Below are 25,596 nucleotides of genomic sequence, written 5' to 3'. Positions count from 1 at the left end.
CGCTCTCCCTCAATGGCCCATAAGGCGCTCCATCGCGCCGGGTTTGTCATGCTCGGCCAGTCGATCCACGATGGTTTCGGATGCTTGGTTTAGGCCTTTGATTTCAACTTCCGCGCCATCTCTGCGGAATTTCAGCACGGCCATGTCCAGCGCGGCAACAGACGAGATGTCCCAGATATGGGCGCGGGTAACGTCAATCACGACCCGCTCCAAAACTTCGCCAAAGTCAAATGCCGCCGCAAAATCATCGGCGGAGGCGAAGAACAATTGCCCATGCACATGATAAGTCCGCGTCGTCTCGTCATCGGACAGCTCGGATGTGATCTTGAAGAGTTGCGCGATCTTACCCGCGAAGAAGATGCCAGACAGCAGCACACCGGTCAGCACCCCAATCGCCAGATTGTGGGTGTAGACCGTCACAATCACCGTGGCGAGCATGACGATTGAAGAGCTGCGCGGGTGATCGCGCAGGTTCTTGATCGACGACCAAGAGAAGGTTCCGATCGACACCATGATCATGATCGCAACCAGCGCCGCCATCGGAATGATCGAGACGATATCACCGAGCACGACGATCAGGATCAGAAGGAACACACCCGCCGCAAAGCAGCTGAGCCGCCCGCGACCGCCGGATTTCACGTTGATCATCGACTGACCGATCATCGCGCAGCCCGCCATGCCGCCGATGAATCCGGTTGCCGTATTCGCCAGACCCTGACCGATGCACTCCTGGTTCTTGTCCGATTTTGTATCCGTCAGATCATCGACGATCTGCGCCGTCATTAGGCTTTCCAGCAGGCCCACTGCGGCCACTGCGGCGGAATAGGGCAGGATGATCTGCAAGGTTTCCCAGGTGAGTGGGATATCGGGGATCAGGAACATCGGCAGTGTATCGGGCAATTCGCCCATATCGCCCACGGTGCGCAGATCCATCCCGAAGACCAACGCCAGCGAAGTCAGCACCAGGATACAGACCAAAGGTGAGGGGATCGCGGTGGTCAGATAGGGGAAGAGATAGATGATCGCCAACCCGCCCGCGACCATCACATAGGTCAGCCATGGCACCCCGATCAGCTCAGGCAATTGCGCCAGGAAGATCAGGATTGCCAGCGCGTTCACGAACCCCGTCATCACCGAACGAGAGACGAACCGCATCACACGCCCGAGTTTCAAGGCTCCCGCTGCAATCTGCAGCAAACCGGCCAGAACCGTCGCGGCCAGGAGATACTCCAGTCCGTGATCGCGAACCAGCGTCACCATCAGAACTGCTGTCGCCGCCGTTGCCGCCGAGATCATCCCGGGGCGCCCACCTGCAATGGCCGTGATGACGGCGATCGAGAAAGACGCGTAGAGCCCAATCTTCGGATCGACACCGGCGATGATCGAGAAGGCAATCGCCTCAGGGATCAATGCGAGCGCCACAACCAAGCCCGACAGCAAGTCGCCGCGGATATTGCCAAGCCAATCGACCCGCATGCGGGTGAGAAAGTCAGGGGACATATAGGGTGTCTCCGTCTAGGCCGGGTCACGGCCGGGTGCACGTTTCCGGCGGCCATACGGCGCTTGGCCCAGATTGGCTAGGGGGTCATGCGGGAAACGGCCCTGCGTGGCGCGCAAGCCTCAGTCGGTGCGGTCCTGGCTAAACAGATAGATCGCAACGCCGATCAGCACGACAACGCCGAACGCCCCGAAGAGCGCGGCATAGGCCGCTTCGGGGTCATTCCGGGTCGAGAGATGTGCAAAATAGGGTCCGCTCGCAAATTGCATCACCCCGGCGCCGCCCATGCCAAACAGGTTCAAGAGGGTGACGCCGCGCCCCATCAAATGTGGTGGAAAGAAGCTCCGCCCATGGGCGATCATCATTGGATAAGACGCTCCGAAAAGCCCAATCGCGGCAAAAAGGGCCGTTGCACTCCAGAGGGTCGTTGGCGGGGCAAACCAGAAAACGATGCAGAGCAGGCCAGCCAGGAGGTTGCCCGGCAGCAGAACCCATTTTCGCGTGCCAAAGAGCCGGTCAAGTGGTCCATAAGCAAAGCTGCCGATCACCATCGCGAGGCTCATCGCCAAAGTGACATGGCCAATTTGAACAAGATCGGCATCGTAGATGTCGGTTACATAGGGCGCAATCCAGAGCCCCCTCATGCCCGCTGCTGGGGCGTAGCATATGAACATCAGCGGCAGGATCAGCCAGAGCGCGGGATTGCGGAGCAGATCGAACAGCGATCCGCGTGCTGTGCCGTCCAGCTTCTCTGGGTCGCGGACCAAAAGCGCCATCCCCGCCGCAACCAAAAGAGTCAGTGCCGCGAAAACCGCGACGGTTTCGCGCCAACCGATGGCTTCCACTGCCCAGGCCATCGGCAAAGCGCTCGCGATATTGCCGAGAGAACTGACGCCCACGGTCAATCCGGCGAGTGTCGCAAAGACGCCCGGCGAGTAGACGCGGGCAAAGATGAAATAGCTGGCCATCAAGACCGGCGCGCAGCCGAGGCCGATTAGAACCATCGCAATCTGAATCGCCACAGGCCCTTGCGCGACAGCAAAGAGCGCGGCCCCGCCTGCACCCCCAAGTGCGAAGAGAATAGAGGAGGTGCGCCGCGGACCAAGATGATCAAGCGCCCAACCAACCGGCAATTGCATCAAGGCAAAGGCCGCGAACCAAAGGCCTGATGCGCGAGCGAGGTCATCGGTGCTTGCCCCGATATCAGCCTCTAGAACCGGCGCCAAAACGGCTAAAAACGCACGATAAAACTGACTGAGCACATAGCCCAGCACCAAAAACCCGATACCAGCCTTCACAAGATACCACCTTCCCTTGCCAGGCACCCTGCAACTCGCGTCGCCGAACGGCAAGACCAACGCTGCCAATAGGATTTCCGATGTTTTCTGTCGGATATTCTTGACACCCCAAGAGCGATCGGGTTCAACACCGGCACCCAACCGACAAAAACGGTCAGGTAATACCAAATTCTAACAACGGAGCTTCTCCAATGACCCGCACACTGGCCGTCCTTTTGGGCACGACCATCGCCGCAAGCGCGCTGACCGCTGCCGAGGCGCAAGAGTTGAACCTGTATTCCTCGCGTCACTACGACACCGATGAGCGTCTCTATTCTGACTTCACCGATCTAACCGGGATCACCATCAACCGGATCGAAGGCAATGCCGACGAGCTGATCGCGCGGATGGAAGCCGAGGGCGAGAACAGCCCCGCTGACGTCTTCCTGACCGTCGACACCGTACGCCTGGCGCGCGCCGCCAACCTTGGTCTGTTGCAGCCGACCGAGAGCGATGTGCTCGAAGCGAGCATCCCGGCATTCTTACAGGACGATGACAACCGTTGGTTCGGCTTCTCGCAGCGCTCGCGTATCCTGTTCTACGATCCCGCTGATGTGCCGAACCCGCCGCAGACCTACCAGGATCTGGCGAGCCCGGAATATGAAGGGCAGATCTGCATCCGCTCCTCGACCAACGTCTACACCCAGAACATCACCGCGGCCTTGGTGGCCCATCTGGGTGAAGAGGCTGTGGCCGAATGGGCCGAAGCCGTGGTCGGCAACTTCGCGCGTGACCCGCAAGGCGGCGATACCGATCAGTTGCGCGGCATCGTGTCGGGCGAATGTGATATCGCCATGTCGAACACCTATTATTTCGCACGCGCAATCCGGAGACCGGTTGATGGTCTGTCGGACAGCCTCGACATGATCGAATGGGTGTTCCCGAACCAAAACGACCTTGGCGCTCATATGAACATCTCGGGCGGTGGTGTTGCGGCGCATGCGCCGAACCGTGAGAACGCGATTGCTTTCCTTGAGTATCTCGCCTCCGACCAGGCGCAGGAATACTTCTCGGCCGGTAATGACGAGTACCCTGCTGTGCCTGGTGTGGCATTGGCTCCGTCGGTTGCCGAACTGGGCTTCTTCCGCCCCGACGTGATCGATCTTTCCGAGATCGCGGACAATATCGAGACCGCAACGGAAATCCTGAACGCTGCTGGCTGGGAATAATCCCTACCATCAACGGTTGCATGAATTTAGCGGGCGCCCATTGCGGGCGCCCGTTTCTTTTTTGGGCTATGTTTTCGCCGGGGTGGCGTGGCGCATATCTTGCGCCCGGCGAGATTCGCGACCGATCCCCCAACACAAGAGCGCGACCGGCAAGAGGCCGACCGCCCCGATCACCAGGCTTGGCACCGCAGCCTCGTGCAAGCGTTCATCGGCGGCCAAGCGATGCGCCTGCACCGCGAGCGTGTCGTAATTGAACGGCCGCAAGATGAGTGTGGCGGGGAGCTCTTTCATTACATCCACGAAGACGATCAAAAGTGCGGTCAGGACCGAAGGGCTGATGATTGGGATATGCACCCGGCGCAGCATAGAGCTTGGATCATGGCCAAGCGTCCGCGAGACGGCATCGAGGTTCGGGTTCACCGTGGACATACCCGATTCATAGGTGTTGATCGCAACCGCCATGAAGCGGACCATATAGGCAACGATCATCAGCCAGATCGACCCGGTGATCAGGAGGCCCGTATCGATCCCAAAATTCGCTTCCATGAAGGCGTCGACGGCGTTGTCGAAGGCGGCAAACGGTACGAGAAGTCCAACCGCGATGACCCCGCCCGGGACGGCATAGCCGATCCCGGCAATCTGCACAGCGGTCCGCGCCGGTCTTGTCGGGTGCAGCCGGGCGTTGAAGCCGAGGAACACAGCAGCGGCGACAGTCAGGACGGCGGCAATTGCCGCAAGCGTCACCGAGTTCTGCAAGAAGGCCAAGTAACGCGGTGAACAGAATCTGACCCGAGTCCCACCCCATCGTGATCAGCAGAATCGTCGGGCCGATGAAGCCGAGCAACACCGGCAATCCGCAAAATACGATGGCGCCCACGGCCTTCGCACCCGTCAACTCAATCGGCTGCATCCGTTCAAACCGGCGGCCCGCGCCATGATGGCGCTGATCTCTCCGCTGCATACGTTCGAGGGAGGCAACAACCAGGGCCACAACCAGCAGGCAGAGCGCCAGTTGCGCCGCCGCGGCCCGATCGAAAAAGGCAAACCAGCTTTGATAAATGCCGGTGGCGAAAGTCTGTACGGCGAAATAGGAGACCGTGCCAAAATCGGCCAAGGTCTCCATGATGGCGAGCAGCATGCCGCCCGCGATGGCGGGCCGGGCGATGGGCAGCGACACCCTCAGAAATGCCCCCCACGGGGTCTGGCCAAGCGTTCGCGCCGCGATATAGGCCGTGGCCGATTGCTGCAAGAAGGCCGCCCGGGCGAGTAGATAGACATAAGGGTAGAGCACGAAGGTCAGCATGGCCGCCGCACCGCCGAGAGAGCGGATTTCCGGGAACCAGTAGTCGCGCGGCCCCCAGCCTGTCAGATCGCGCAGCGTCGTTTGCACCCAACCCGGGTGATCCAAGAAATCGGTATAGGCATAGGCCAGCACATAGGCCGGGAAGGCGAGCGGCAGGGCCAGCATGATCTCAAGCACCTGCCGTCCGGCGAAGCGGGTCATCGTCACCAGCCAGGCCGCACTGGTTCCGATCACCGCTGTGCCCAAGCCAACGATGAACACCAAGGCGGCCGTCGTTCCCGCATAGCGGGGCAGAACCGTGCCAAGCAGGCTTCGCACCGTGTCGAGACCGCCCATAGTCGCCGCCAGGATCACCGCGCAAATCGGCAGCAGGCAGAGGCCCGCAGCCAGCCAAGCGAGCCAACTAAGACGTTTGGTGGAAGAAGAGCGCCGTGACATGCCCCTGCTCTAGGCGATGCGGGATGGGAGGCACAAGATGCGCTGCCCGAGTTTCTGACGTTTTTCGTCGGGATCGACCTCTGTCGTGATGCTTGCTCGGCCCGAAAAACTGCCCGAGGGTATGGTTCGAGCCCCAGATGGCGAGGCCCCTATGCGTCTGATACCTATTTTGCTCTTGCTTGCTGCGTGCGGCCTCGCCGTGCCGAGCTACCGCGATCCTTCCGTCACGATCGCCTCCAACGCGAGTTTTGACCCGAACCGCTATCTTGGCCGCTGGTATGAGGTGGCGCGCTATCCGAATGCCTTTCAGGACGGGTGCGCAGGGGCCATCGCTGATTATTCTGCGGGGCTTGCCGGCGAAATCTTGGTGCAGAACACTTGTATCGATGCAAATGGCGACGCAATTCGCACCATCGCTGGCCGGGCGACACTATCCGGGCCGGGCCGTTTTTCGATCAGGTTGTCAGGGGTGCTGACATCGGCTCCCTATTGGGTGTTATGGGTTGATGAGGGCTATCGGACAGCGGTGATCGGCCAACCCGATGGGCGTGCAGGGTGGATCCTCAATCGCGATCCGGTGATCCCGGCGGACCGTCTGGCTGCGGCGCGCGAGGTTCTGGCGTTCAACGGCTATGATCTGTCCAGGCTGGAGCCAAGCGGGGCGATGATCCCGCGTTGAGGTCGCAGCCCATCGCGCGCTGGTCGCAATCCGGGTTGGCAAGCCTTGTCTTTGGCTTATGGTCCGCCCATCCAAGGGAGCGCGTCTGCCAATGTTTCTGAGTATCTTCGACATCTTCAAGATCGGCATTGGGCCGTCTTCGTCCCACACGATGGGCCCGATGAGTGCGGCGGCGCGGTTTCTCGACGACCTGCGCAATGGGCGCGAGCGGGAGCCGGGCGCGGGCGAGGTTGCGGCGCTGTGCTGTTCACTTCACGGCTCCTTGGCCTTCACCGGCAAAGGCCATGCGACGGATCGCGCGGTGATATTGGGGCTCTGCGGACTCCGCCCCGATACATTGGACCCAGATGCAGCGGCCTCGATCGAAGCCGAGGTCATGGAAACTGGGCGTGTGACACCTGAGGGGTTGCCGGAGTTGCGCTTCGACCCGGCGCGGGATTTGGTCTTCGACTATGACCAGACGCTGCCGGGCCATGCCAATGGGATGATCCTGCGGGCCTTTGACGATGCGGGAAACCTCTACCTGGAAGAGACCTATTACTCGATTGGCGGCGGCTTCGTGCTGACCGCCGCTGAGTTGGAGGCGCAAAGCCATGGCGGTGCCGCGCAGTTTCACGCCGAAAAGGAAGAGGTCGGCTATCCCTATCCGTTTGGGTCCGCCGCAGAGATGCTGGAGATGGGTCGCCGGTCGGGCAAAAGCATTGTCGAGATGAAATGGGCCAATGAGTTGGCAGTCTCGGATCGCGGGTCGGTGACGCAGAAAGTCGTGGCTCTGCGCGGTGTGATGGATGCCTGCATCGACCGCGGATTGCGGATCGAGGGCGAATTGCCGGGCGGGCTGCAGGTCAAGCGGCGCGCGAAGGCGATCCATGAACAGCTTCAGGCCGAGGCGGGGCAGAACATCGCGCAGCCGCATACAGTGAATGACTGGTTAAGCGTCTATGCGATGGCAGTGAATGAGGAAAACGCGGCCGGTGGGCAGGTGGTGACCGCGCCGACCAATGGCGCGGCTGGCGTGATCCCGGCGGTGCTGCGCTATTACAAAGCGCATTGCATTGGGGCGAGCGAGGCTGGCGCGATGGACTTCCTGATGGCGGCGGCGGCGATTGGCGGGCTGATCAAGCACAACGCGTCGATCTCGGGTGCTGAGGTCGGGTGCCAGGGCGAGGTTGGATCAGCGGCAGCGATGGCGGCGGCAGGGCTCTGTGCGGCTTTGGGCGGGACGAATGAACAGATCGAAAACGCAGCCGAGATCGCGCTTGAGCATCATCTGGGCATGACCTGCGACCCGGCGGCGGGTCTGGTGCAGGTGCCGTGTATCGAGCGCAATGGTTTGGGGGCGATCAAAGCTGTGTCGGCGGCATCATTGGCTCTGCGCGGAGACGGGACGCATTTCATGCCGCTCGACAATTGTATCGAGGCGATGCGGCAGACCGGCCTTGATATGAACACCAAGTATAAAGAGACCAGTCTTGGTGGTCTGGCGGTGAACCTGCCCGAGTGCTGACGGTGCGGCGGGCCTCGTCAGGCCCCTGAAGGAGCCATCCTCGGCCCGCGTTGCCACGGATGTTTTTCAGCAGTCAGGTGGCTGGCCGAACCGTATCGCCGGGTAGGAATTCCGGCTCCAACTCAATCACCTCATCCGTAAGGGCATTGGCGGCAATCAACTCTGCGGCCCGCGCGCCGATCTCCTTTCGGCGGCTGTCCATTGTGGCGATACGCATTGGCAGCCCGTCCAGCACTTCGAAAGAGTTGAATCCGGCCAACCCGATATCGTCAGGAATTTTCATGCCTTTTTCAAGGCAGTAGAGCAGTCCGCCAGCGGCGTTCATGTCGGTGTTGTAGTAGAGGAAGTCGAGATCGGGGATGCGCGTGAGAACCTCTGCCGTCATCGCGCGACCGGTGCCGAAGCCGGAGGTGCCCTCATAGAAACACCGTTCGATGAGCTCAATTCCCGCGTCTTCAAGCCCCTTGCGGAACCCTTGCAGACGCTTTTGGGCCCGGTGGTCTCCACCGGAACCGGAGCCTAGATAGCCGATCCGACGATAACCGCGCGCGATAATCTCGCGCGCCATCTCGCGACCGGCTTTAACATGTGAGATACCAACCGCCGCCGCCACCGGGTCGCCGTCAATATCCATTACTTCGACCACCGGAATACCGGCGCTGCGCATCATCGCACGGGCGGCGGTGCTGTGTTCCAACCCGGCGACGATCAACCCGGATGGGCGCCACGAGAGCATCTCGTAGATCACCTTCTCTTCGGTCTCCGGGTTGTATTGCGAGGTGCCAATGACCGGTTGCAGGGGGTCTCGTCGAGAACGTCACCAATCCCGCTCAGGACATCCGGGAAGACCATATTGGAGAGCGATGGGATCACTACCCCCACCAGATTCACCCGGTTCGAGGCTAGGGCGCCGGCGATTTTGTTGGGCACATAGCCGAGTGTTCGCGCGGCTTCGAAAACGCGAACGCGGGTGCGTTCGGAGACATCGCCACGATTTCTCAGGACCCGGCTCACCGTCATTTCCGAGACACCCGCCGCTTCGGCCACGTCGCGAAGGGTCAGTTGGGGTTTGCCGTCAAAGGGGTTGCGTCCGCGCAAATCGCCGTTTCCGTTTTACATCGCTGTCATCTTGTTGATACGCGGTCTGAAATTGCTTGTCCAAGAGAATGGACGCGCTTGCGCCTTTCGCGGAAATCCCACAGAAACGCCGAAGACGGCCCCGTGGCTCAACTGGATAGAGCAATCCCCTCCTAAGGGATAGGTTGCAGGTTCGAGTCCTGCCGGGGTCGCCAATATCCGGCATACAGATCTCATACAGATTCCATACATACGCGATTTGCGCACGATCAGAGGGGGTTTCTCGGGCTTTTGTGCGTGAGTATGTGTTAGTCGTGCAGCACCATCATCCCCTCGCGGACCAGTCTTTTGACCAAAACGATCTTGCCCGCGTCGTCCAGATCGCCGGGCATGTCGGCCAATCTGAACGAAGGTGTCTCCAGCGCATAGCGCAGCGCCGTTTCCGCGTGGGCCGGGAGTGTGATCTCGGCACCATAGCAGAGGACGCTGACGGAGGGGTCTTTCCCGTCACCACCATCCATGACGGCCATGTCATAGACCAGATGCGGACGGGCGCCGACGATGCTGTCGCCTGACAGATCACCGAGCTTTCCAACCTGCGCCAATTGCCCCTCGACTCGCGGGACACGGTTGGCGATGAACTCTTGCTTGAAACCGGAAAGAAGCGGCGCAAAGGGCGCGGTATCCGCCAGCTTGTGCATCAAGTCGCGGAACGTCTGCTCGTAGGCCGATGCATCAAACCCCGGATTGGCAAACCCGGGCGGCAGCGCATGACGGAAAGCGGCATCTTTATGCGCCACCACATTGACGGCTTCGGCCATCAGATCGGCCCAGCTCCGGGTCATCAGGCCGGTGGTGATATGCAGCGACGTCTCGTCAGTCGCCACCGCGTCATGGGCCAGCCCGCGCGGCACATAGCACATATCGCCAGGCTCCAGCACAAACCGATCAGTCTCTTCGCCGATGGGCACGTCATGCGGGTTGAACCCTTGAGAGTTCAGCGGCAGCTCGACCGGCGTGTCATAGATGCGCCATTCCTTCGTGCCCTCGACCTGAAGCACCAGCACATCATGGCTGTCATAATGCGGGCGGAACCCTTGGGACGCCGTGGGGGTCATGTAGATATTGGTCTGCGCTCGGCAAGACAGCGCATTCTCCAATGCGCGGCAGAACAGTCCAAGCTGCGGCAGGCGCTCGTGTAGCCCCGACAGGATCACCGTCGCGCCATCGGCGAAGAGCTGCGCCACGCGGACCGGATCGATATAGCCGCTTTCATAGCTGTAATCGCCAGGCTGGATCGTATGAGCGCCGTGGCCACCGCTGCCGTGGGTATCGCTATCTGTAGCGGGCGCGGTGTCACTGTCTGTCTCCTGGGGTTTCGCGGTCGTGTCACTGTCGGTTGCGGGCTTTGGCGCGGCGTCGGTGTCACTATCTGTTCCGTGGGCGTGGCCATCGGATTTGGTGACCGTGATTTCGGGGCTGTAGAGACCCATCGTTGTCACCACATGGTCGATCTGGGCGAAGGATAGGAGACTGCTGTAATAGTCCGGCTGGCCGCGCTTCACGACCACATGTTTCTTTTCAAAATAGGTGTTGAAGAACTCGTCACGGGTCAGGGGCGCAATCGCCCAATCAAAACCAAAATCTTGAGACATTATCTGGGTCCTTTTGCGGGCCTGGCAGTTATATGATGCAACACTGACCATGTTGGCACGCGTTAGGCAATCTACCGAGTCATAATAGAGGGCAACTATCGTTGACGTTGGGACCGTCGCTGAACTACGGTCGCGCCAGGCAGCATTGAGGCTACCTAATACGGGAGGGACGTATGTCCGAGGAACGCAAAAACGGGCTGAAGAGCCTGACAGATAAAGAGATCAGCACCGAACGTGCAACCGGTCGCCGGGGCTTTTTGGGCCTGATGGCGGTTGGTGGTGCGGCGGCCACTGTTGTCGGCACCGCGCAGCAGGCGCAAGCCGCCGACGTGGACAATGGCACCTGGACCGATAGCGGCAGTTGTCCGCGTGGCGGTGGCGGTATTTTCACCGGCGTAACCGACAGCGACAATGGCGCTATCACCGACCAGGGCGGTTATGGCCGCGGCGCACCTTACTGCTGAGCTGATTGATTAGACCATTTTTGAGGGCGCGGCCGATTTGGTCGCGCCCTTTTTCGTGGGGTCAGACCATGCGGATGACGTCTTTGTCGATGGCAAGCATATAGCCGCGCCGGGCGATATTTTTCACCAGAAGCTCGCTGACCATCTGATTCCGAGCGTGTCGCGCAAGCGTTTGATCCGCGTCGCCCCGACCGCTTCGTCGCAATCGGCGGCGTCCTTTCCAGAGACCATGGCTTCGATCTCCGCGCCGGAGAGCACATCGTCATCCATGCGCGCCTCTGCCAGGACCGACAGTGTCTCCATCGCGGCATCGGTCAGTTTAAATTCCATGTTGTTGAGCAGCACGACCCGTTCCTCGCGACTGAGGATAAGGGAGGAGACTTGAATGCCGGAGCGCTCAATCTCCCCCATTCGGCGGTTGAGCGCGATGATCGTGACGAGGAAGACAAGACAGGCGATGAGCAGGGCCGTGGCAAAGACCAGCAGCACGAAGATGATCGCGCGGTAGCTGGTCAAGACTTCGGAAAACGAGGTGCCGGATTGCGCCAGGACTTCCAGCAGGCGGATCGACTCGCCTGATGTCAGCGCGTCATTCTCGACAAAGATCCGCTCGACACGTTCGTTGAAGGCGTTCGCATCGGGCAGGTTGAGGAACAGCAAGATCGCCGCGCCCAGGAGGATCACGACGATGGCGGCGATGCCGATCTGAACCACGCGTGTGCCGGCAGCGCGGGTATCAGAAGCGGAGGTAGAATTGTCCTGCATCACCCCTCCTTGCGTCCAACCCGGTTTCGTCGAAGATCGACATCACTTCCAGCAGTTCCCAGCCGCCTGCCGCGACGCGTGGGGCGATGGCATTGAATGCCGCGCCTGGGTCGCAGGCATTGTCCGGCAGTTCAATCACACCATAGTGGAGCCGGAGTGGGTCATCCATCTTGGCTTTGTAATCGGCAAAGCACGCGGCGTGCAGCGGCCCTGCGGCAAGCGCCAGGACCAGAGCAAGCCCGAGTTTATGCAAACGCTGTTTCATGAGGCCACGATGGGCGAAACTGACCCGTTATTCAATAACGGCAAGGGGTTGAGCGCCCGGTTATCCGATAGCGGGGCGGCGTTATTGAGCGACTTTCGAGCTTCGGGTGAGGGTTGGGTCATCGCGTTTCCCATGATGGAGGCGCCTTGATCAGCACTGACCACTTGGAGGACCCCATGCTGAAACATATCCCTAAATCCGCCATGGTGGCGGTTCTCACTTTCGCCCTCGCGTTCACCAGCGTGGCCGCAACCCCGAACCAGGCGCGCGCTGCCGATGCCGAGGATGTCATTGGTGTGCTTGCCGGATTGGCCGCGCTTTACGCCATCGGGCGCGCGATCCAGGACAACAATGATGACCATCGGGCTGATCCCATACGCCCGCGCCCCGGGGCTGGAAACGGTGGCCATCGCGGCCCGCGCGTCGCACCCGCCCGGTGTTTCCGTGAGTTCGACACCCGCAATGGTGTTCGGCGCGGCTATGGTGCGCGCTGCATGCAGAACAATGTCCGCCGTCCGGGGTTGCTGCCGCCGGAATGTATCCGGCGGGTGCAAACCTATCGTGGCACACGCAACCTCTATGGTGGGCGGTGTCTGGTGCAGAATGGTTGGCATCGCGAGGCCGGCTGGCGCCATTGACGTTTGAATAACGAGCAGTGAGGCAGGGGGCGGCGGTGTGAAAACACCGCCGCCTTTGCTTGTGCTGGGGCGCGCGGCGTGGTTTCTGGCCCCATGCAAGATGGACCTGATTTCTCCCATGAACGGGCTCTCGGCGGCAGTGTTGCCGGTGTCGATGAAGTGGGGCGTGGACCGCTGGCCGGGCCAGTGACGGCGGCGGCTGTGGTGCTTGATCCGGGTGCGATCCCGGAGGGGCTGAACGATTCCAAGAAAGTGCCTCAGGCAAAGCGGGAGGTGTTGTTTGACACCCTGCATGAGGTCGCTCAAGTGTCGATTGGCTGGGCGGATATCGATGAGATTGATGCTCTGAACATCCGAGGTGCGTCTCTCCTGGCGATGCGCCGCGCGGTGGAGGGGCTGCCCCATGCCCCATCTCATGCCCTCATCGATGGCAATGCGGTGCCGCCGGATATGCCTTGCGCTGCGACGACGCTTATCAAAGGCGACGCACGATCCCTGTCGATCGCGGCGGCCTCCATCGTGGCGAAAGTGGCGCGCGACCGGGTGATGGTGGCACTGGCGCAACAGCATCCCGGCTATGGCTGGGAACGGAACGCGGGTTATGGCACGGCTGAGCATTTGGCCGCTCTGCGAGATTTGGGTGTGACCCCCGCTCATAGGCGTTCGTTCAAACCTGTCCACAATATCTTGTATCAAGCAAATAACTAAGCCTCTGATTCAAAAAAGAATTTGACGCCGAATCGCCTTTGACTCATCCTTGAGGATAACAAATCAGCGCCCAAAAGAGGCGCCAATCACAGAGGCAGTGATGACCACAAAGACCAAAGGCCCGGGGGCGAAATCGCTTCCGCTCAACACCATTCTGTCCGGCGACTGCATCGAGGCGATGAACAGTCTGCCCGAGGCATCCGTCGATCTGATCTTCGCGGATCCGCCCTATAACCTGCAGTTGAAAGGCGATCTGCACCGGCCGAATAACAGCCTGGTGGATGCGGTCGACGACGCCTGGGACCAGTTTGACAGTTTCGCGGTCTATGACGCGTTTACCCGCGCGTGGCTCAAAGCGGCGCAGCGGCTTTTGAAGCCGCATGGCGCGATTTGGGTCATCGGCAGTTATCACAATATTTTTCGAGTCGGCGCGGCGTTGCAGGATCAAGGCTATTGGATCCTGAATGACGTGGTCTGGCGGAAGTCCAACCCGATGCCGAATTTCCGCGGCAAGCGGCTAACCAATGCCCATGAGACGATGATTTGGGCGTCGAAATCCGAAGGCGCGAAATACATCTTCAATTATGAGGCGCTGAAGGCGCTGAACGAGGGTGTTCAGATGCGCTCGGACTGGGTGCTGCCGATCTGCAATGGGGGCGAGCGGCTGAAGGATGAGAAGGGCGACAAGGCGCATCCGACACAGAAGCCGGAAAGCTTGTTGCACCGGGTCCTGGTGGCGGCGACGAATCCCGGCGATGTGGTGCTCGACCCGTTCTTTGGCACCGGAACCACCGGGGCCGTGGCCAAGAAGCTGGGCCGGGATTTCATCGGGATCGAGCGGGAAGAAAAATATCGCAAGATCGCCGAAAAACGCATTTCAAAGGTGCGGAAGTTTGACCGCGCCTCGCTCGAAGTCTCGCAGAGCAAACGGGCCGAGCCCCGGGTGCCGTTCGGCCAAGTGGTCGAGCGCGGGTTGTTGAACCCGGGCGAAGAACTGACCAGCTTGAATGGGCGGCACCGCGCGCGCATTCGCGCCGATGGCACATTGGTGGCGATGGATACCAAAGGCTCGATCCATCAGGTCGGGGCCAAGCTGGAAGGCGCGCCGAGTTGCAACGGCTGGACCTATTGGCATTTCCGCCGCGAGGGGCAGACCGTGTCGATCGATGTCTTGCGCCAGCAGATCCGCTCGGAGATGCAGAGCTAAACTCTTCAAAAGAATACCGCCCGTGCCTGCGGCCCCTTGGGGTCAGGCACGACCCTTACCCCGCTGGTCCCAAGACTGGCGGGGTTTTTTCACGGGTATGTGTCTGGTCATTCTGACACCTACCTATTAGTAGGTGGGCATGGATACGCAAACCACACTTCTAACCCATGCGGAGGATCTGGCGCGAAGCCGCGGCTATGACGGGTTCAGCTTTGCCGATCTGGCGGCCGGCGCCGGCATTCGGAAGGCCAGCGTGCATTATCACTTCCCGACCAAGGCGGATTTGGCGGAACGGCTGATGCAGGTTTATTCCGACCGGTTTTTCGATGATCTCGCGGACTTGGTTGAAGAACCGACCGCAGGCGCGGCTCTTGACGGCTATCTGGCGCTCTATCGTGACGCTTTGAAAGGTGGTGAGGCGGTTTGTCTTTGCGTTGCCTTCAGCGCCCTGCGCGATGCGATTCCGCCAGCGACGCAAACCCTGGTTGAAGCTTTCCGCACGCGATCAGTCGCTTGGTTGGAGGCCCTGTTTCGACGCGCCCAAGAGGATGGATCGGTCTTGGGCGTCACCGACCCGAAGGCCGAGGCAGCGGCGTGTTTTGCCCTTGTGGAGGGGGCACAGATTGTGGCGCGGGCGAGTGTATCGCCGGCGCGGTTCGATGAGGCCGTGGCGCTCTTGCGGGGGCGGATTGAGACAGGAGAGAGAGCATGAAAGTGAACGCGGATTTTTCCGAACGTGTGGTGATCCGGCCCGAGGATTATGCCTGGGTTTCCTCGCCCGCGAGTGGGGTCGAGCGGATGATGCTCGACCGGATCGGCGATGAGGTGGCGCGCGCTACAACCATCGTGCGCTTCGCCCCGAACAGCCAGTTTGACGCCCATACCCATGGCGGTGGCGAAGAATATCTGGTGCTGGACGGCGTCTTCTCCGATGAAAGCGGCGATTACCCGGTCGGCAGCTATGTCCGCAACCCGATCGGCACCTCACATCGACCGCATATCGGGCCCGAGGGTTGCACGATCTTGGTGAAGCTCCATCAATTCGATGCGGCGGATACCGAACAGAAGGTGATCGATACGAAGACGGCAGCGTTTCTGCCCGGATCGGTTCCGGGGCTGACGGTTCTACCGCTGCATTCGGTGACGGGCGAAAACGTGGCACTGGTGCGCTGGGCGCCGGGGACGAAATTCGCCCAGCACGCCCATTGGGGCGGCGAAGAGATTTTCGTGATCGAGGGGACGTTTCAGGACGAGCATGGTGACTATCCGGCGGGTAGCTGGATCAGAAGCCCGCATCTGTCGCAACACAATCCGTGGTCGGACGAGGGCTGCTTGATCTATGTGAAGACCGGACATTTGCCGATGGTGCAGGCAGCCTAACGCGGGGCGGGGTGCAGCGCCTTGTTGTAAGGGTGCCAGTCGGTGATTTCGGGGTAATACATCTGCCGCCATTTCTTGACGCGCGGGTTCATCATCCGCTTGTAAACTGGCGGGATCATCGCCGCGGCGGTCATCACCGGGTAGCCGAAGGGCAATTGCGGCGCGTCGGCTTCAGTATAGTTCTGCAGAAGCGGGAAGCGGCGGTCGGGTTTGTAATGGTGATCGGAATGGCGCTGCAGGTTGATCAGGAGCCAGTTTGAGGCCTTATGCGCCGCGTTCCAGGAATGGCGCGGCAGGACATGTTCGTATTTCCCGTCGCCGAGATGTTTCCGGGTCAGGCCGTAATGTTCGACATAGTTGGTCAGCTCTAGCTGCCAAATCGCGATGAAGGCTTGGTAGATGAAGAGCGCCACGCCCGCGGTGCCGCCGATTGCAAAAGCCAGCAGAAGGAAGCCGCCTTGCAAGGCCCAATAGCGCCAGAACGGGTTGGAGAGATCGGTCCAGGGTAGGCCCTTGCGCGCCAGCATCGCTTTCTCGGCGCGGAAGGCCGAGCGCCAACATTCGATCAGCACGCGCGGGAAGAAGCGGTGGAAGCCTTCGTTATAGCGCGCCGTCACCGGGTCGCGATTGGTGCCGACATAGCGGTGATGGACCAGAAGATGCTCGGACCGGAAATGGGAATAGAGCACGGTGGCGAGGAGCAGATCGCCCAGCCAGCGCTCGGCCTTGCTCTTCTGATGCATAAGCTCATGGCTGTAATTGATGCCAATTGTGCCGGAGATCACGCCGACGCCGAAAAAGAGCAGGATTTGCTCAAGCACGTTCAGGTGGTCGGTGACAGAGACATACCAGATCATCCCGAAAATCACGCAGAACTGCAGAGGGAACCAGATCAGCGTGACCAGCCGATACCAAAAGAGATCTTCCTCGCGGGTCTCTAGATCGGCGTTTTCCAGGTTCAGCCCGGTCGCGGCATCCAGCATGGTGAACAGCCACCAGGTCGAGAGCGGCATCAGGAGCAGCCACCAGCCGCCCTGATTGGCGACAAAGATGATCAGCGGGATCAGGCAAAGCGATAGCCAGAAGGGCAGCGCATTTTGTAGTTTGGCGACTTGAGCAGCGGGGATCATCGGGGTCTCCATGCCTGGGTTCGGGCGTAGTGTGCCGCAGTCCGCCGATGATCTCAATCTTTGGCAACGCTGCCTTGCGCAAGGTCAAAGGCCTTGCGCATCACGGTTGGAAGGTCGGATGGCCGAAATTGGGCGCGTGGCAAGAATGCGCCACGATCTGGTGTCGCCTCCATCGGCACCAAGGCGACACGCAGCGCCAGACGCAGGTGGAAATGGGTGAAGGTGTGGCGGACCTCGCCGCCCGGATCGTGCCAATCAGCCTTGAGCGGAGGCGCTTCCGGCGCGGCAGCCTCACGCCAATCCGTACCAGGCCAGCCGAGCATACCGCCAAGCAACCCTTTGTCAGGCCGGGTTTCCAGAAGCCAGGCGCCATCCTCCCGCAAGGCAAGATAGGCGATGCCTTGGCGGGTTGGTTTCGGTTTCTTCGGAGATTTGCGCGGGAGATCCACGGCGATCCCCTTGGCCCGCGCGGCGCATGGCTCCCGCAGCGGGCAGATACCGCAAGCCGGGTTCCGAGGTGTGCAGATGGTCGCGCCCAGATCCATCACCGCTTGCGCATGATCGCCTGGGCGGGCCTGCGGCGTGAGTCGTGCAGCCAGGGCCTTCAACTCCGGTTTGGCCGCAGGCAAGGGCGTTTCGATGGCAAAGAGCCGCGCCATGACCCGTTCCACATTGCCATCCATAACGACCGCCGGGCGATCAAATGCGATCGCGGCGATGGCGGCGGCGGTATAAGGCCCGATACCCGGCAGCTCCAGCAGTGCGGCTTCGGTGTCGGGGAAGTGGCCGTCGAACTCGTTTGCCACCACGCGGGCGCATTTCAATAGGTTTCGTGCGCGGGCGTAATAGCCCAGACCGGCCCATTCCCCCATAACCACGCTATCTTCGGCCGCCGCGAGGTCAGAAACTGTCGGCCAGAGCAATGTGAAGCGCTCGAAATAGGATTTGACGGCGGCAACCGTGGTCTGTTGCAGCATGATCTCGGACAGCCACACGCGATAGGGATCTGGCCCCTTGTTTTCTTGATGTTTCGAGGGTCCGACCCGCCAGGGTAAATCGCGCGCATGGGCATCGTACCAGTCCAGCAATGCCGCGCTTTTTTGCTGATCACGCAAGGTTTATCTGCCCGCTCTTTGGCTTGTTATTGGATGACATCTGCACCACAGATACATTGATCTTCAAGCAAGGAAAGTCCGAGCATTCATATGGCCGCGTCAACGCCAACCTCTCGCCCGCGAAAGGGCCGTGGTTTTCAGCCCGCAAGCCGGCTGGTGGCGGGGCAATTGCGCGGACCGTTTGAGAAGCGTGGGTTTTCGGAAGCCAAGCTGTTGACCCATTGGGCAGAGATTGTCGGTGACGAGACCGCGCAAATCGCGCAGCCGGTCAAGATCAGCCATGGGCGTGGCGGTACGTTGGGCGGCACGCTCGTGCTGTTGACGATCGGGGCGCATGCGCCGGTGCTGGAGATGCAGAAAGAGCAGATCAAAGATCGGGTGAACGCCTGTTACGGCTATCGCGCTGTCTCGCGCGTCCAGATCACACAGACGGCGGCGACCGGGTTTTCCGAAGGCCGCGTTGCCTTCACCGCCAAGCCGAAAGCCGCGCCCGCCCCGCGCCCAGAGATTGATGCCGCCGCCAAAGCCGCCGCCGAGGGGGTGGAAAGCCCCGAGCTTAAGGCCGCGCTGGAGCGGCTGGCCCGCAACATAATGACCCATTCGAAACCCTGAAGGAGCGACTGATGAAGCGCAGGATTATTCTGACCGGATTGGGGGCCACGGGCCTCGCCATTGGTGGCGCGGCGCTGTTTGGACCGTGGCAGGGCCAGCAAAGCCCGCTTTTGCCACCGGTCGGTGCCGCTGGCGCGCAGACCGCTGACGCAGCGGTGCCTGAAATCGTCGAAATGGCCGTCGGGGCGGAGGACGCGCCGGTAACGGTGATCGAATATGCCTCCTTCACCTGCCCGCATTGCGCGAGTTTCCATGAGGATGTCTATCCGCAGATCAAGGCGAACTACATCGATACCGGTCAGGTTCGGTTCATCCATCGGGAGGTGTATTTCGACCGCTTCGGCCTGTGGGCGACGATGGTCGCGCGGTGCGCGGGCCCGGATCGGTATTTCGCCGTGGTGGACCGGATTTACGGGACGCAGCGGGAATGGGTTCAAGGTGAGCCTGCGACAGTGGCCGAGAACCTGCGCCGCATTGGCCGTTCGGTCGGTCTGGGCGAGGCGGAGCTTGAAGCCTGCCTGACCGATGGCGATATGGCCCAGGCCTTGATCGACCGCTATGAGGGCCATCAAGCGGAGCACAATGTCACCGGCACGCCGTCTTTCATCATCGATGGCGAAATGTATAGCAATATGAGCTATGCAAGCTTTGCCGAGATCCTGGATGAACGGTTGGCTGCCGCCCAATGACGGCGCCGCTTGCGGGCGTCAAAGTTCTGGAATTGGCGCGTATCCTGGCCGGCCCTTGGGCCGGTCAAACGCTTGCGGATCTGGGCGCAGAGGTCACCAAGGTTGAGGCCCCCGAAGGGGATGACACGCGCCGCTGGGGGCCGCCCTTCGTTGAGCGGGATGGCGATGTCTCGGCCGCCTATTTCCATGCCTGCAATCGCGGCAAACGCTCGGTCATTGCCGATTTCCGCACCGCCGAGGGGCAGGCCAAGGTGCGTGCGCTGGCCGCCGAGGCGGATATTCTGATCGAGAATTTCAAGCTTGGCGGGTTGGCGAAATATGGGCTCGACTATGACAGTCTGAAGATGCTCAATCCGGGGCTGATTTATTGCTCGATCACTGGTTTTGGGCAGACCGGGCCTTATGCGCATCGCGCGGGCTATGATTATATCATCCAAGGTATGAGCGGGATCATGTCGGTCACGGGTGACCCCGAAGGGCAACCGCAAAAGGTCGGCATTGCGGTTACCGATATTCTGACTGGGCTTTACACCACAAATGCGGTTTTGGCGGCGCTGCATCAGCGGGCGACGACGGGTAAGGGCCAGCATATTGATATGGCTTTGCTGGACGTGGCGACCGCTTTCACCGCCAATCAGGCGATGAACTATCTGGTGACTGGCGAGGCGCCTGGGCGGATCGGCAATGCGCATCAGAATTTGACGCCCTATCAGGTGTTTGATTGCGCCGATGGCTGGCTGATCATCGCGACCGGCAATGACGCGCAATATCGCCGTCTTTGTCGCGTTTTGGGGTTGGAGGATATGGCCGAAGACCCGGATTACCTGACCAATGCGGATCGGATCGCCCATCGCGATGAGATGACGCGGCGGCTGAGCGAAGCGACGCGGGCGCGCAGCAAAGCCACGCTTCTGGCGACCTGCGAGGCCGAAGGGGTGCCCGCCGGGCCGATCAACGATCTGGCCGAGGTTTTTGCCGACCCGCAGGTGCAAGCGCGGGGTTTGCAGATCGAGTTGGACGGTGTGCCTGGTGTCCGCCCGCCGTTTCGGTTCTCAGACGCGGAGATCGCGCTCCACCGCCCAGCCCCGAAATTGGGCGAGGATGACCCTAGTTGAACAGGTGTTCCAGCGCGGCATCAAGCGGCGCGGGATCATCGAACACCAGCCGAACGGGCACGGTCATCACCGATTGCCGGAAGGCTTGTGGCAAGCGCACGGCGTCTTTTTCGGTCGTTACAAGCTGAGCGCCCCGCAGCTTGGCCTCCTTCTGCAGTCGGGCCATCAGCGTGTCGGTCAGCGGTTGATGATCGGCAAGTGCTTCGGCACGGATCAGATCTGCACCCAAGGCGCGGAGCGTGGCGAAGAACTTCTCGGGGTGCCCGATGCCGGCAAAGGCCAGAACCGGCAAGCCGGTCAGCGGTAGGCCGGTTGGAAGCGGCTCAAGTCGCGCGGTCAGATGGGGCAGTGATATGTCATCGGCCCAGCTTTGCCGAAACGCGGCTTGCGCCGGGCCCGGCCTAATCGAGAGCAGCAGATCAGCGCGCGCGAGGCCGGTGGCCACTGGCTCGCGTAGTGGCCCGGCGGGGAGGGTTTTGCCATTGCCAAACCCGCGCGTCGCATCAACCACCACAAGCGAAAGGTCATGGGCGAGGGCGGGGTTCTGAAACCCATCGTCCAGCACAATGACATCTGCCCCTGCCGCCACCGCCGCGCGAGCACCTGCGGCCCGGTCTTTCGCGACCCAAGTGGGCAGGAAGGCGGCGAGAAGCAGCGGCTCATCGCCGGTCTCAGCGGCTATGTGATCGGCCTCTGATACTTGCACCGGGCCTTCCAACGTCCCGCCATAGCCTCGGCTGACGACATGGGGTGTGTGGCCAAGGGTACGGAGCCGTTCGGTCAGGGCGATGACGGTTGGGGTCTTGCCGGTGCCGCCCGCGTTGATATTGCCGACGCAGATCACCGGCACGCCGACGCGGGCCCGGGCCCCGCGTTTCAGCCGCCAAGCGGTGCCGGCAGCATAGAGCGCGCCCAGGGGGCGAGCAGTGTCGACACAAACCCTGGCGGACGATGCCAAAACCCCGGCGGTTGCATCAGCTTTGGTCCGCGACGCGCGCCTGCGCCGGGGCGTCGAGGGTCTCAAGCAGCAAATCGACTGCGATATCGGTGACATCCGCGCCGGAAGAGGAAACCTCCCACGCGGCATTAGCCATTGCGGCGGCGCGATCTGGGTTCATCAGATCATTGATGGCGGCGGCGAGGCTGTCGGGCGCGGAGATCAGTCGTGCGGCCTTCGCTTCAGTCAAGCGTTGGTAGATATCGACGAAATTGGTGACATAGGGTCCGTGCAAAATGGCCGAGCCTAGGGCTGCGGGCTCAAACGGGTTATGCCCGCCAATCGGTTCCAGCGACCCACCGACAAAGCTGATTGGGGAGACCCGATACCAAAGCCCAAGCTCGCCCATCGTGTCGGCAAGATAGACCTGCGTATCGCCATCCGGCAGCTCTTCGGCGGTGCGGCGCACATAGCTCCAGCCATCGGATTGCAGCAGCTCGGCCACCGCGTCGCCCCGATCGGCATGGCGCGGCACCAAGATCAGCAGCAGGCGTGGATTGGCGCGCAGGGCCAGATTATGGGCCTCAAGCACCTTCTTTTCTTCGCCCTCATGGGTCGACGCCGCAAGCCAGACCGGGCGGCCCGACAGTCGGGAGGCAATCCGCTCCCGCTCGCTTTCCTCATAGGGCAAAGCGGCCGCCCCTTCTTTGAGCGTGCCGGTCACTTCCAGGCGTCTACCAGGCAATCCGAGGCGGCGCAGATAGGCTGAGGTCACATCGTCTTGCACATGGGCATGGCGAAACCGGCGGAGCAGATTTTCGGCCATGCCGCGGAGAAACCGCCATTTGTCATGGCTGGCCTTCGACATTCGCGCATTGATCAACAGCATCGGGATGTCGCGCGCATCGGTTTCAGTGATCAGCGCGGGCCAAAGCTCGCTCTCGGTCCAGACCGCCAGATCAGGTCGCCAATGATCCAGGAACCGGCGGACAAAGGGCAAGGCGTCGAGCGGCGCGTATTGATGTACCGCCCGATCTGGTAGCCGTTGCGCCATAACGTTTGCGGAGGTGACCGTGCCGGTGGTGACCAGAATGTGGGTCTCAGGCCGTTCTTCGGTCAAACGGCGGATCAACTCCAGCAAGGCCAGTGACTCGCCGACGCTGGCGGCATGAAACCAGATCAGCGGCCCATCCGGGCGGTCCCGTGATGCGATCCCGCGACGCTCATCCAGCCGGTCGGCGTCTTCTTTGCCGATGGCAAGGCGTTGGGCCAGCTTACGCTCCGCGAAGCCTTCGGCGCGGGCCGAAAACATCAGGTAGAGACGAAGCGCCAGAGAATGGCCCATCGCGCCGGCTTACCCGCCAAGCTCTTCGGTTGGCGAGGCCTCGGTTTCTTCGTCGCGCAGACGGTGAATATGGGCGATGAAATAGCGCATATGGGCGTTGTCGACCGTGCGCTGCGCCTCGGATTTCCAGGCGTTATAGGCGCTGGCATAATTCGGGAACATGCCGACCAAATGAATGTCATCAGGGTTCTTGAATTCGCTTTTGGCGGGGTCGATCAACTCGCCGCCAAAGACAAGGTGCAAGCGTTGGGTCATGAATGCGCGGCCTTATGGTGAAGGGGTCAAATTTGCGGGCACCCTACGGATATGGGGTGAGGCGTCAAGCTTGAGGCGGGGTCAGACGCGCCAGGAACTGCCGATGGATTTGCGGCGCGGCGGCCAAAACGCCGGGCAGTTGTGGCGTGGGGTTGTTGAAGCGAAGCGTCGCGCCGTGACGGTCCGAGATTGCACCGCCCGCTTCGGTCACGATCAGCGCGCCGGCGGCAATATCCCATTCCCAACTGTCGCGAAGCGTGATCATCCCGTCGAACCGGCCTTGGCCGACCACAGCCAGCCGATAGGCCAGAGAAGAGCGAAATTGCGGCGTGACCGGTGGCGGACCGCCAGGCCAGAGCCCAGGTTTGAGATTGGGCTTGGCCGTTAGAACCGTGGCGCCAGCCTCGTCTTCGCGATGTGAGGCCTGAAGGGTCTCACCGTTCAAGGTGGCCCCCTGGTCGAGTGCGGCGGCGAAAAGCTGGTCTTTGACCGGCAGATAGACGACAGCGGCGATGACCCGCCCGCGATCTGCCAACGCAATGGAATGGGCGAAATTGCGCGAGCCATCGATAAAGGCACGCGTGCCGTCAATCGGATCGACAATGAAGGTTTTGTCTTGGTGGAGGCGGGCCGCAGTATCGGGGGTTTCCTCGGAGAGCCATCCATAGCCCGGGCGGGCGGCGGTCAGCGTCTCGCGCAGCATCTCGTCAACTTCGAGATCGGCGATGGTGACCGGGCCTTCGCCACCGGATTTCTCCCAAGTCTTCGGGTCGGATTTCCAATGCCTGGCGGCGATGTCGCCCGCATCCGCGCGGCGGCGATCAGCAGGTCGAGCTCGGATTCAGGCCCCGGCAATCGTCAATCCTTCGACCAAAAGCGAGGGTACGACGCGGGACAGATGCGTCCGAGCGTCATTGGCCGGCGTGATTGTGCGCAGCATCTCGCGCAGATTGCCCGCAACGGTGCATTCATTGACCGGATAGGTGATCTCGCCGTTCTCGACCCAGAAGCCCGTGGCTCCACGCGAATAGTCGCCGGTGGTCGGGTTGATGGAGGAGCCGATCATCGAGGTGATGATCAGGCCAGTGCCCATTTGCGCCAAGAGGTCGGCTTGGCTGTCCGCGCCCTGGGTCAGTGCGATATTGCCCACCGAGGGGGACGGTGGCGCGGAGGTACCGCGCGCGGCATTGCCGGTGGAGGTCATGTTGAGCTTGCGCGCGGTCGCGAGGTCGAGGGTCCAGCCGGTCAGCACGCCATCGGCGACAATTTCGCGTTTCGCGGTCGGCAGACCTTCGCCATCGAACGGGCGGGAGCCGGTTACGCGCGGGCGGTGCGGGTCTTCCAGGATCGTCAGACCTTTGGGCAAAACCATCTCGCCCAAAGCATCGCGGAGCCAAGATGCGCCCCGTGCAACGGAGGTGCCGTTGGAGGCTTGCAGCAAATGGCCGATTAGGGAGGAGGAGATCCGCTCGTCAAACAGTACCGGGTAGGCCCCGGTCGGCGGTTTGCGTGCCCCGGCGCGGGCAATGGTGCGTTCAGCAGCCAGGCGGCCGACCTCTTCGGGGCTCATCATATCTTCGGCATGGCTTCGGCCTTCGCCGAAATAGTCGCGTTCCATCTCGGTGCCCGCGCCGGTGATCGCGACACAGCTCAGCCCATGATCGGTGCGCCCGTAGCCGCCGGAAAACCCGTTGGTCGCGGCGAGGTGAACGCGGCGCTGCCCATAGGCAGCCGTTGCCGATTGCACTTGTGAGATGCCCTTAACGGCCAGGGCGGCAGCCTCGGCTTGGCGCGCGGCCTCTTCCAGGGCAGCGGGCGCTGGCTCGGCGCTTGGGTCGATCAAATCAAGGGCGTCTGCATCCCAGCTTGTGGCCAGCTGGTCGGGATCGGCCAAGCCGATGGTGGGGTCTTCGGGTGCAAGACGCGCCATCGCCACGGCGCGGTCGGCCATCTCTGTCAGAGTTGCGGGGTTGATGTCGGATGCAGATACGCAAGCTTGCCGCGCGCCAACCAGCACACGCAGGCCGATCTCGACGCCCTCGGATCGTTCGGCCTGCTCCAGCTTCCCGTTCAGGACGTCGATCGAGATCGAGGTTCCATCGACCGCAATCGCATCGGCGGCCTCTGCGCCGGCCTTGCTGGCTGCGGCGAGGAGATCGGAGGTGAGGTCGGAAAGGGATCGGGTCATATGAAGAATGTCCTGCCAAGGCGGTGCGCGTTGGCTTGTGACCTAGGGCGCGCGCGGCGGAGGCGCAAGATCGTGTCAAAGGAAACCGCCCGGGCCGCAGACGGGCACCGGGCGGTTTAT

22 protein-coding genes, 1 tRNA gene and 4 pseudogenes are annotated in these 25,596 nt (G+C 61.5%); 13 read left to right on the top strand and 14 right to left on the bottom strand.

The features are described 5' to 3' along the window. Positions 1-9: 9 nt before the first annotated feature. Entirely contained in the window at positions 10-1,500 is a 1,491-nt protein-coding gene (locus QTA57_RS04385) for a SulP family inorganic anion transporter (protein ID WP_407933493.1), read from the bottom strand. A gap of 120 nt (positions 1,501-1,620) precedes the next feature. Further along, positions 1,621-2,796 carry an MFS transporter gene (locus tag QTA57_RS04380; protein WP_290153860.1) on the bottom strand — a complete coding sequence of 392 codons (1,176 nt, stop codon included), beginning with the start codon at positions 2,794-2,796 and terminating at the stop codon, positions 1,621-1,623. 191 nt (positions 2,797-2,987) lie between these two features. On the opposite strand from QTA57_RS04380, the gene QTA57_RS04375 reads away from it, so the two are divergent. After that, positions 2,988-4,004, top strand: a complete 1,017-nt coding sequence (locus QTA57_RS04375; protein WP_171559224.1) for an extracellular solute-binding protein — start codon at positions 2,988-2,990, stop codon at positions 4,002-4,004. Positions 4,005-4,070: 66 nt separating this feature from the next. Here QTA57_RS04375 and QTA57_RS04370 read toward each other — a convergent pair. After that, a pseudogene (locus QTA57_RS04370) lies at positions 4,071-5,745 on the bottom strand (ABC transporter permease). Between the two features lie 151 nt (positions 5,746-5,896). Here QTA57_RS04370 and QTA57_RS04365 point away from each other — a divergent pair. Both QTA57_RS04365 and QTA57_RS04360 read left to right on the top strand, forming a co-directional pair. Next, positions 5,897-6,424 carry a lipocalin family protein gene (locus QTA57_RS04365; protein WP_290153857.1) on the top strand — a complete coding sequence of 176 codons (528 nt, stop codon included), beginning with the start codon at positions 5,897-5,899 and terminating at the stop codon, positions 6,422-6,424. 91 nt (positions 6,425-6,515) lie between these two features. After that, entirely contained in the window at positions 6,516-7,931 is a 1,416-nt protein-coding gene (locus QTA57_RS04360; protein WP_290153855.1) for an L-serine ammonia-lyase, read from the top strand. Between the two features lie 73 nt (positions 7,932-8,004). Here QTA57_RS04360 and QTA57_RS04355 read toward each other — a convergent pair. Further along, a pseudogene (locus QTA57_RS04355) lies at positions 8,005-8,951 on the bottom strand (LacI family DNA-binding transcriptional regulator). Positions 8,952-9,146: 195 nt separating this feature from the next. On the opposite strand from QTA57_RS04355, the gene QTA57_RS04350 reads away from it, so the two are divergent. Continuing rightward, a tRNA-Arg gene (locus tag QTA57_RS04350) sits at positions 9,147-9,223 on the top strand. 93 nt (positions 9,224-9,316) lie between these two features. Here the strand turns inward: QTA57_RS04350 and QTA57_RS04345 are convergent. Beyond that, complete coding sequence (locus QTA57_RS04345; protein ID WP_290153853.1) at positions 9,317-10,663, bottom strand: cupin domain-containing protein; 1,347 nt, start codon at positions 10,661-10,663, stop codon at positions 9,317-9,319. A 173-nt stretch (positions 10,664-10,836) separates the two neighbouring features. Here QTA57_RS04345 and QTA57_RS04340 point away from each other — a divergent pair, with 173 nt between their 5' ends. After that, on the top strand, positions 10,837-11,127 hold the full coding sequence (locus QTA57_RS04340; protein ID WP_290153851.1) for a hypothetical protein: 291 nt from the start codon (positions 10,837-10,839) through the stop codon (positions 11,125-11,127). Between the two features lie 61 nt (positions 11,128-11,188). Here the strand turns inward: QTA57_RS04340 and QTA57_RS04335 are convergent. Further along, positions 11,189-11,892: pseudogene (locus QTA57_RS04335) on the bottom strand (winged helix-turn-helix domain-containing protein). Further along, on the bottom strand, positions 11,864-12,157 hold the full coding sequence (locus QTA57_RS04330; RefSeq protein WP_290153849.1) for a hypothetical protein: 294 nt from the start codon (positions 12,155-12,157) through the stop codon (positions 11,864-11,866). Before QTA57_RS04330 ends, QTA57_RS04335 begins: the two are co-directional and overlap by 29 nt. A gap of 176 nt (positions 12,158-12,333) precedes the next feature. Here QTA57_RS04330 and QTA57_RS04325 point away from each other — a divergent pair, with 176 nt between their 5' ends. The 5 genes from QTA57_RS04325 to QTA57_RS04305 all read left to right on the top strand — a co-directional run bounded on the left by QTA57_RS04325 (position 12,334) and on the right by QTA57_RS04305 (position 16,090). Next, positions 12,334-12,795 (top strand): hypothetical protein, encoded by a 462-nt coding sequence (locus QTA57_RS04325; protein ID WP_290153847.1) that lies wholly within the window; start codon positions 12,334-12,336, stop codon positions 12,793-12,795. Positions 12,796-12,888: 93 nt separating this feature from the next. After that, complete coding sequence (locus tag QTA57_RS04320) at positions 12,889-13,503, top strand: ribonuclease HII (protein ID WP_290153845.1); 615 nt, start codon at positions 12,889-12,891, stop codon at positions 13,501-13,503. Positions 13,504-13,603: 100 nt separating this feature from the next. Next, positions 13,604-14,710, top strand: a complete 1,107-nt coding sequence (locus tag QTA57_RS04315; protein ID WP_290153843.1) for a site-specific DNA-methyltransferase — start codon at positions 13,604-13,606, stop codon at positions 14,708-14,710. A 139-nt stretch (positions 14,711-14,849) separates the two neighbouring features. After that, positions 14,850-15,422: a TetR/AcrR family transcriptional regulator gene (locus QTA57_RS04310; protein WP_290153841.1), complete on the top strand. Its 573-nt coding sequence runs from the start codon at positions 14,850-14,852 to the stop codon at positions 15,420-15,422. Further along, positions 15,419-16,090 carry a cupin domain-containing protein gene (locus tag QTA57_RS04305; RefSeq protein ID WP_290153839.1) on the top strand — a complete coding sequence of 224 codons (672 nt, stop codon included), beginning with the start codon at positions 15,419-15,421 and terminating at the stop codon, positions 16,088-16,090. The genes QTA57_RS04310 and QTA57_RS04305 overlap by 4 nt, the downstream gene beginning before the upstream one ends. Here QTA57_RS04305 and QTA57_RS04300 read toward each other — a convergent pair. Both QTA57_RS04300 and mutY read right to left on the bottom strand, forming a co-directional pair. Then, positions 16,087-17,220 carry an alkane 1-monooxygenase gene (locus tag QTA57_RS04300; RefSeq protein ID WP_171559259.1) on the bottom strand — a complete coding sequence of 378 codons (1,134 nt, stop codon included), beginning with the start codon at positions 17,218-17,220 and terminating at the stop codon, positions 16,087-16,089. The two genes, QTA57_RS04305 and QTA57_RS04300, sit on opposite strands and share 4 nt — an antisense overlap. Before the next feature lie 53 nt (positions 17,221-17,273). Then, positions 17,274-18,308, bottom strand: a complete 1,035-nt coding sequence (gene mutY / locus QTA57_RS04295) for an A/G-specific adenine glycosylase (RefSeq protein WP_290153836.1) — start codon at positions 18,306-18,308, stop codon at positions 17,274-17,276. A 183-nt stretch (positions 18,309-18,491) separates the two neighbouring features. On the opposite strand from mutY, the gene QTA57_RS04290 reads away from it, so the two are divergent. The 3 genes from QTA57_RS04290 to QTA57_RS04280 are packed head-to-tail and all read left to right on the top strand — an operon-like array spanning position 18,492 to position 20,751. Then, positions 18,492-18,947, top strand: coding sequence for a DUF721 domain-containing protein (locus QTA57_RS04290; protein ID WP_330696748.1), 456 nt, complete (start codon positions 18,492-18,494; stop codon positions 18,945-18,947). 11 nt (positions 18,948-18,958) lie between these two features. Next, positions 18,959-19,636: a DsbA family protein gene (locus QTA57_RS04285; protein ID WP_171559265.1), complete on the top strand. Its 678-nt coding sequence runs from the start codon at positions 18,959-18,961 to the stop codon at positions 19,634-19,636. After that, a complete protein-coding gene (locus QTA57_RS04280) occupies positions 19,633-20,751 on the top strand; it encodes a CaiB/BaiF CoA transferase family protein (protein WP_290153833.1) in 1,119 nt (372 codons plus the stop codon). The genes QTA57_RS04285 and QTA57_RS04280 overlap by 4 nt, the downstream gene beginning before the upstream one ends. Here the strand turns inward: QTA57_RS04280 and lpxK are convergent. The 5 genes and pseudogenes from lpxK to QTA57_RS04255 form a co-directional block, all read right to left on the bottom strand. Continuing rightward, a pseudogene (lpxK, locus tag QTA57_RS04275) lies at positions 20,744-21,726 on the bottom strand (tetraacyldisaccharide 4'-kinase). The gene QTA57_RS04280 and the pseudogene lpxK sit on opposite strands and share 8 nt — an antisense overlap. Further along, positions 21,726-23,033 (bottom strand): 3-deoxy-D-manno-octulosonic acid transferase, encoded by a 1,308-nt coding sequence (locus tag QTA57_RS04270; protein WP_290153831.1) that lies wholly within the window; start codon positions 23,031-23,033, stop codon positions 21,726-21,728. Before QTA57_RS04270 ends, lpxK begins: the two are co-directional and overlap by 1 nt. A 9-nt stretch (positions 23,034-23,042) precedes the next feature. Further along, positions 23,043-23,288 carry a DUF4170 domain-containing protein gene (locus QTA57_RS04265; protein WP_145213331.1) on the bottom strand — a complete coding sequence of 82 codons (246 nt, stop codon included), beginning with the start codon at positions 23,286-23,288 and terminating at the stop codon, positions 23,043-23,045. Between the two features lie 64 nt (positions 23,289-23,352). Continuing rightward, positions 23,353-24,084 carry an inositol monophosphatase family protein gene (locus QTA57_RS04260; protein ID WP_330696797.1) on the bottom strand — a complete coding sequence of 244 codons (732 nt, stop codon included), beginning with the start codon at positions 24,082-24,084 and terminating at the stop codon, positions 23,353-23,355. A 45-nt stretch (positions 24,085-24,129) separates the two neighbouring features. Next, entirely contained in the window at positions 24,130-25,476 is a 1,347-nt protein-coding gene (locus tag QTA57_RS04255) for a TldD/PmbA family protein (protein ID WP_290153828.1), read from the bottom strand. Positions 25,477-25,596: the final 120 nt, after the last annotated feature.

Origin of the sequence: Fontisubflavum oceani (genome assembly GCF_030407165.1) — a bacterium.
GTDB classification, from domain to species: domain Bacteria; phylum Pseudomonadota; class Alphaproteobacteria; order Rhodobacterales; family Rhodobacteraceae; genus Rhodophyticola; species Rhodophyticola oceani.
Note: the sequence above shows the minus strand (reverse complement) of the source record. Positions and strands in the feature narration are given on the sequence as shown.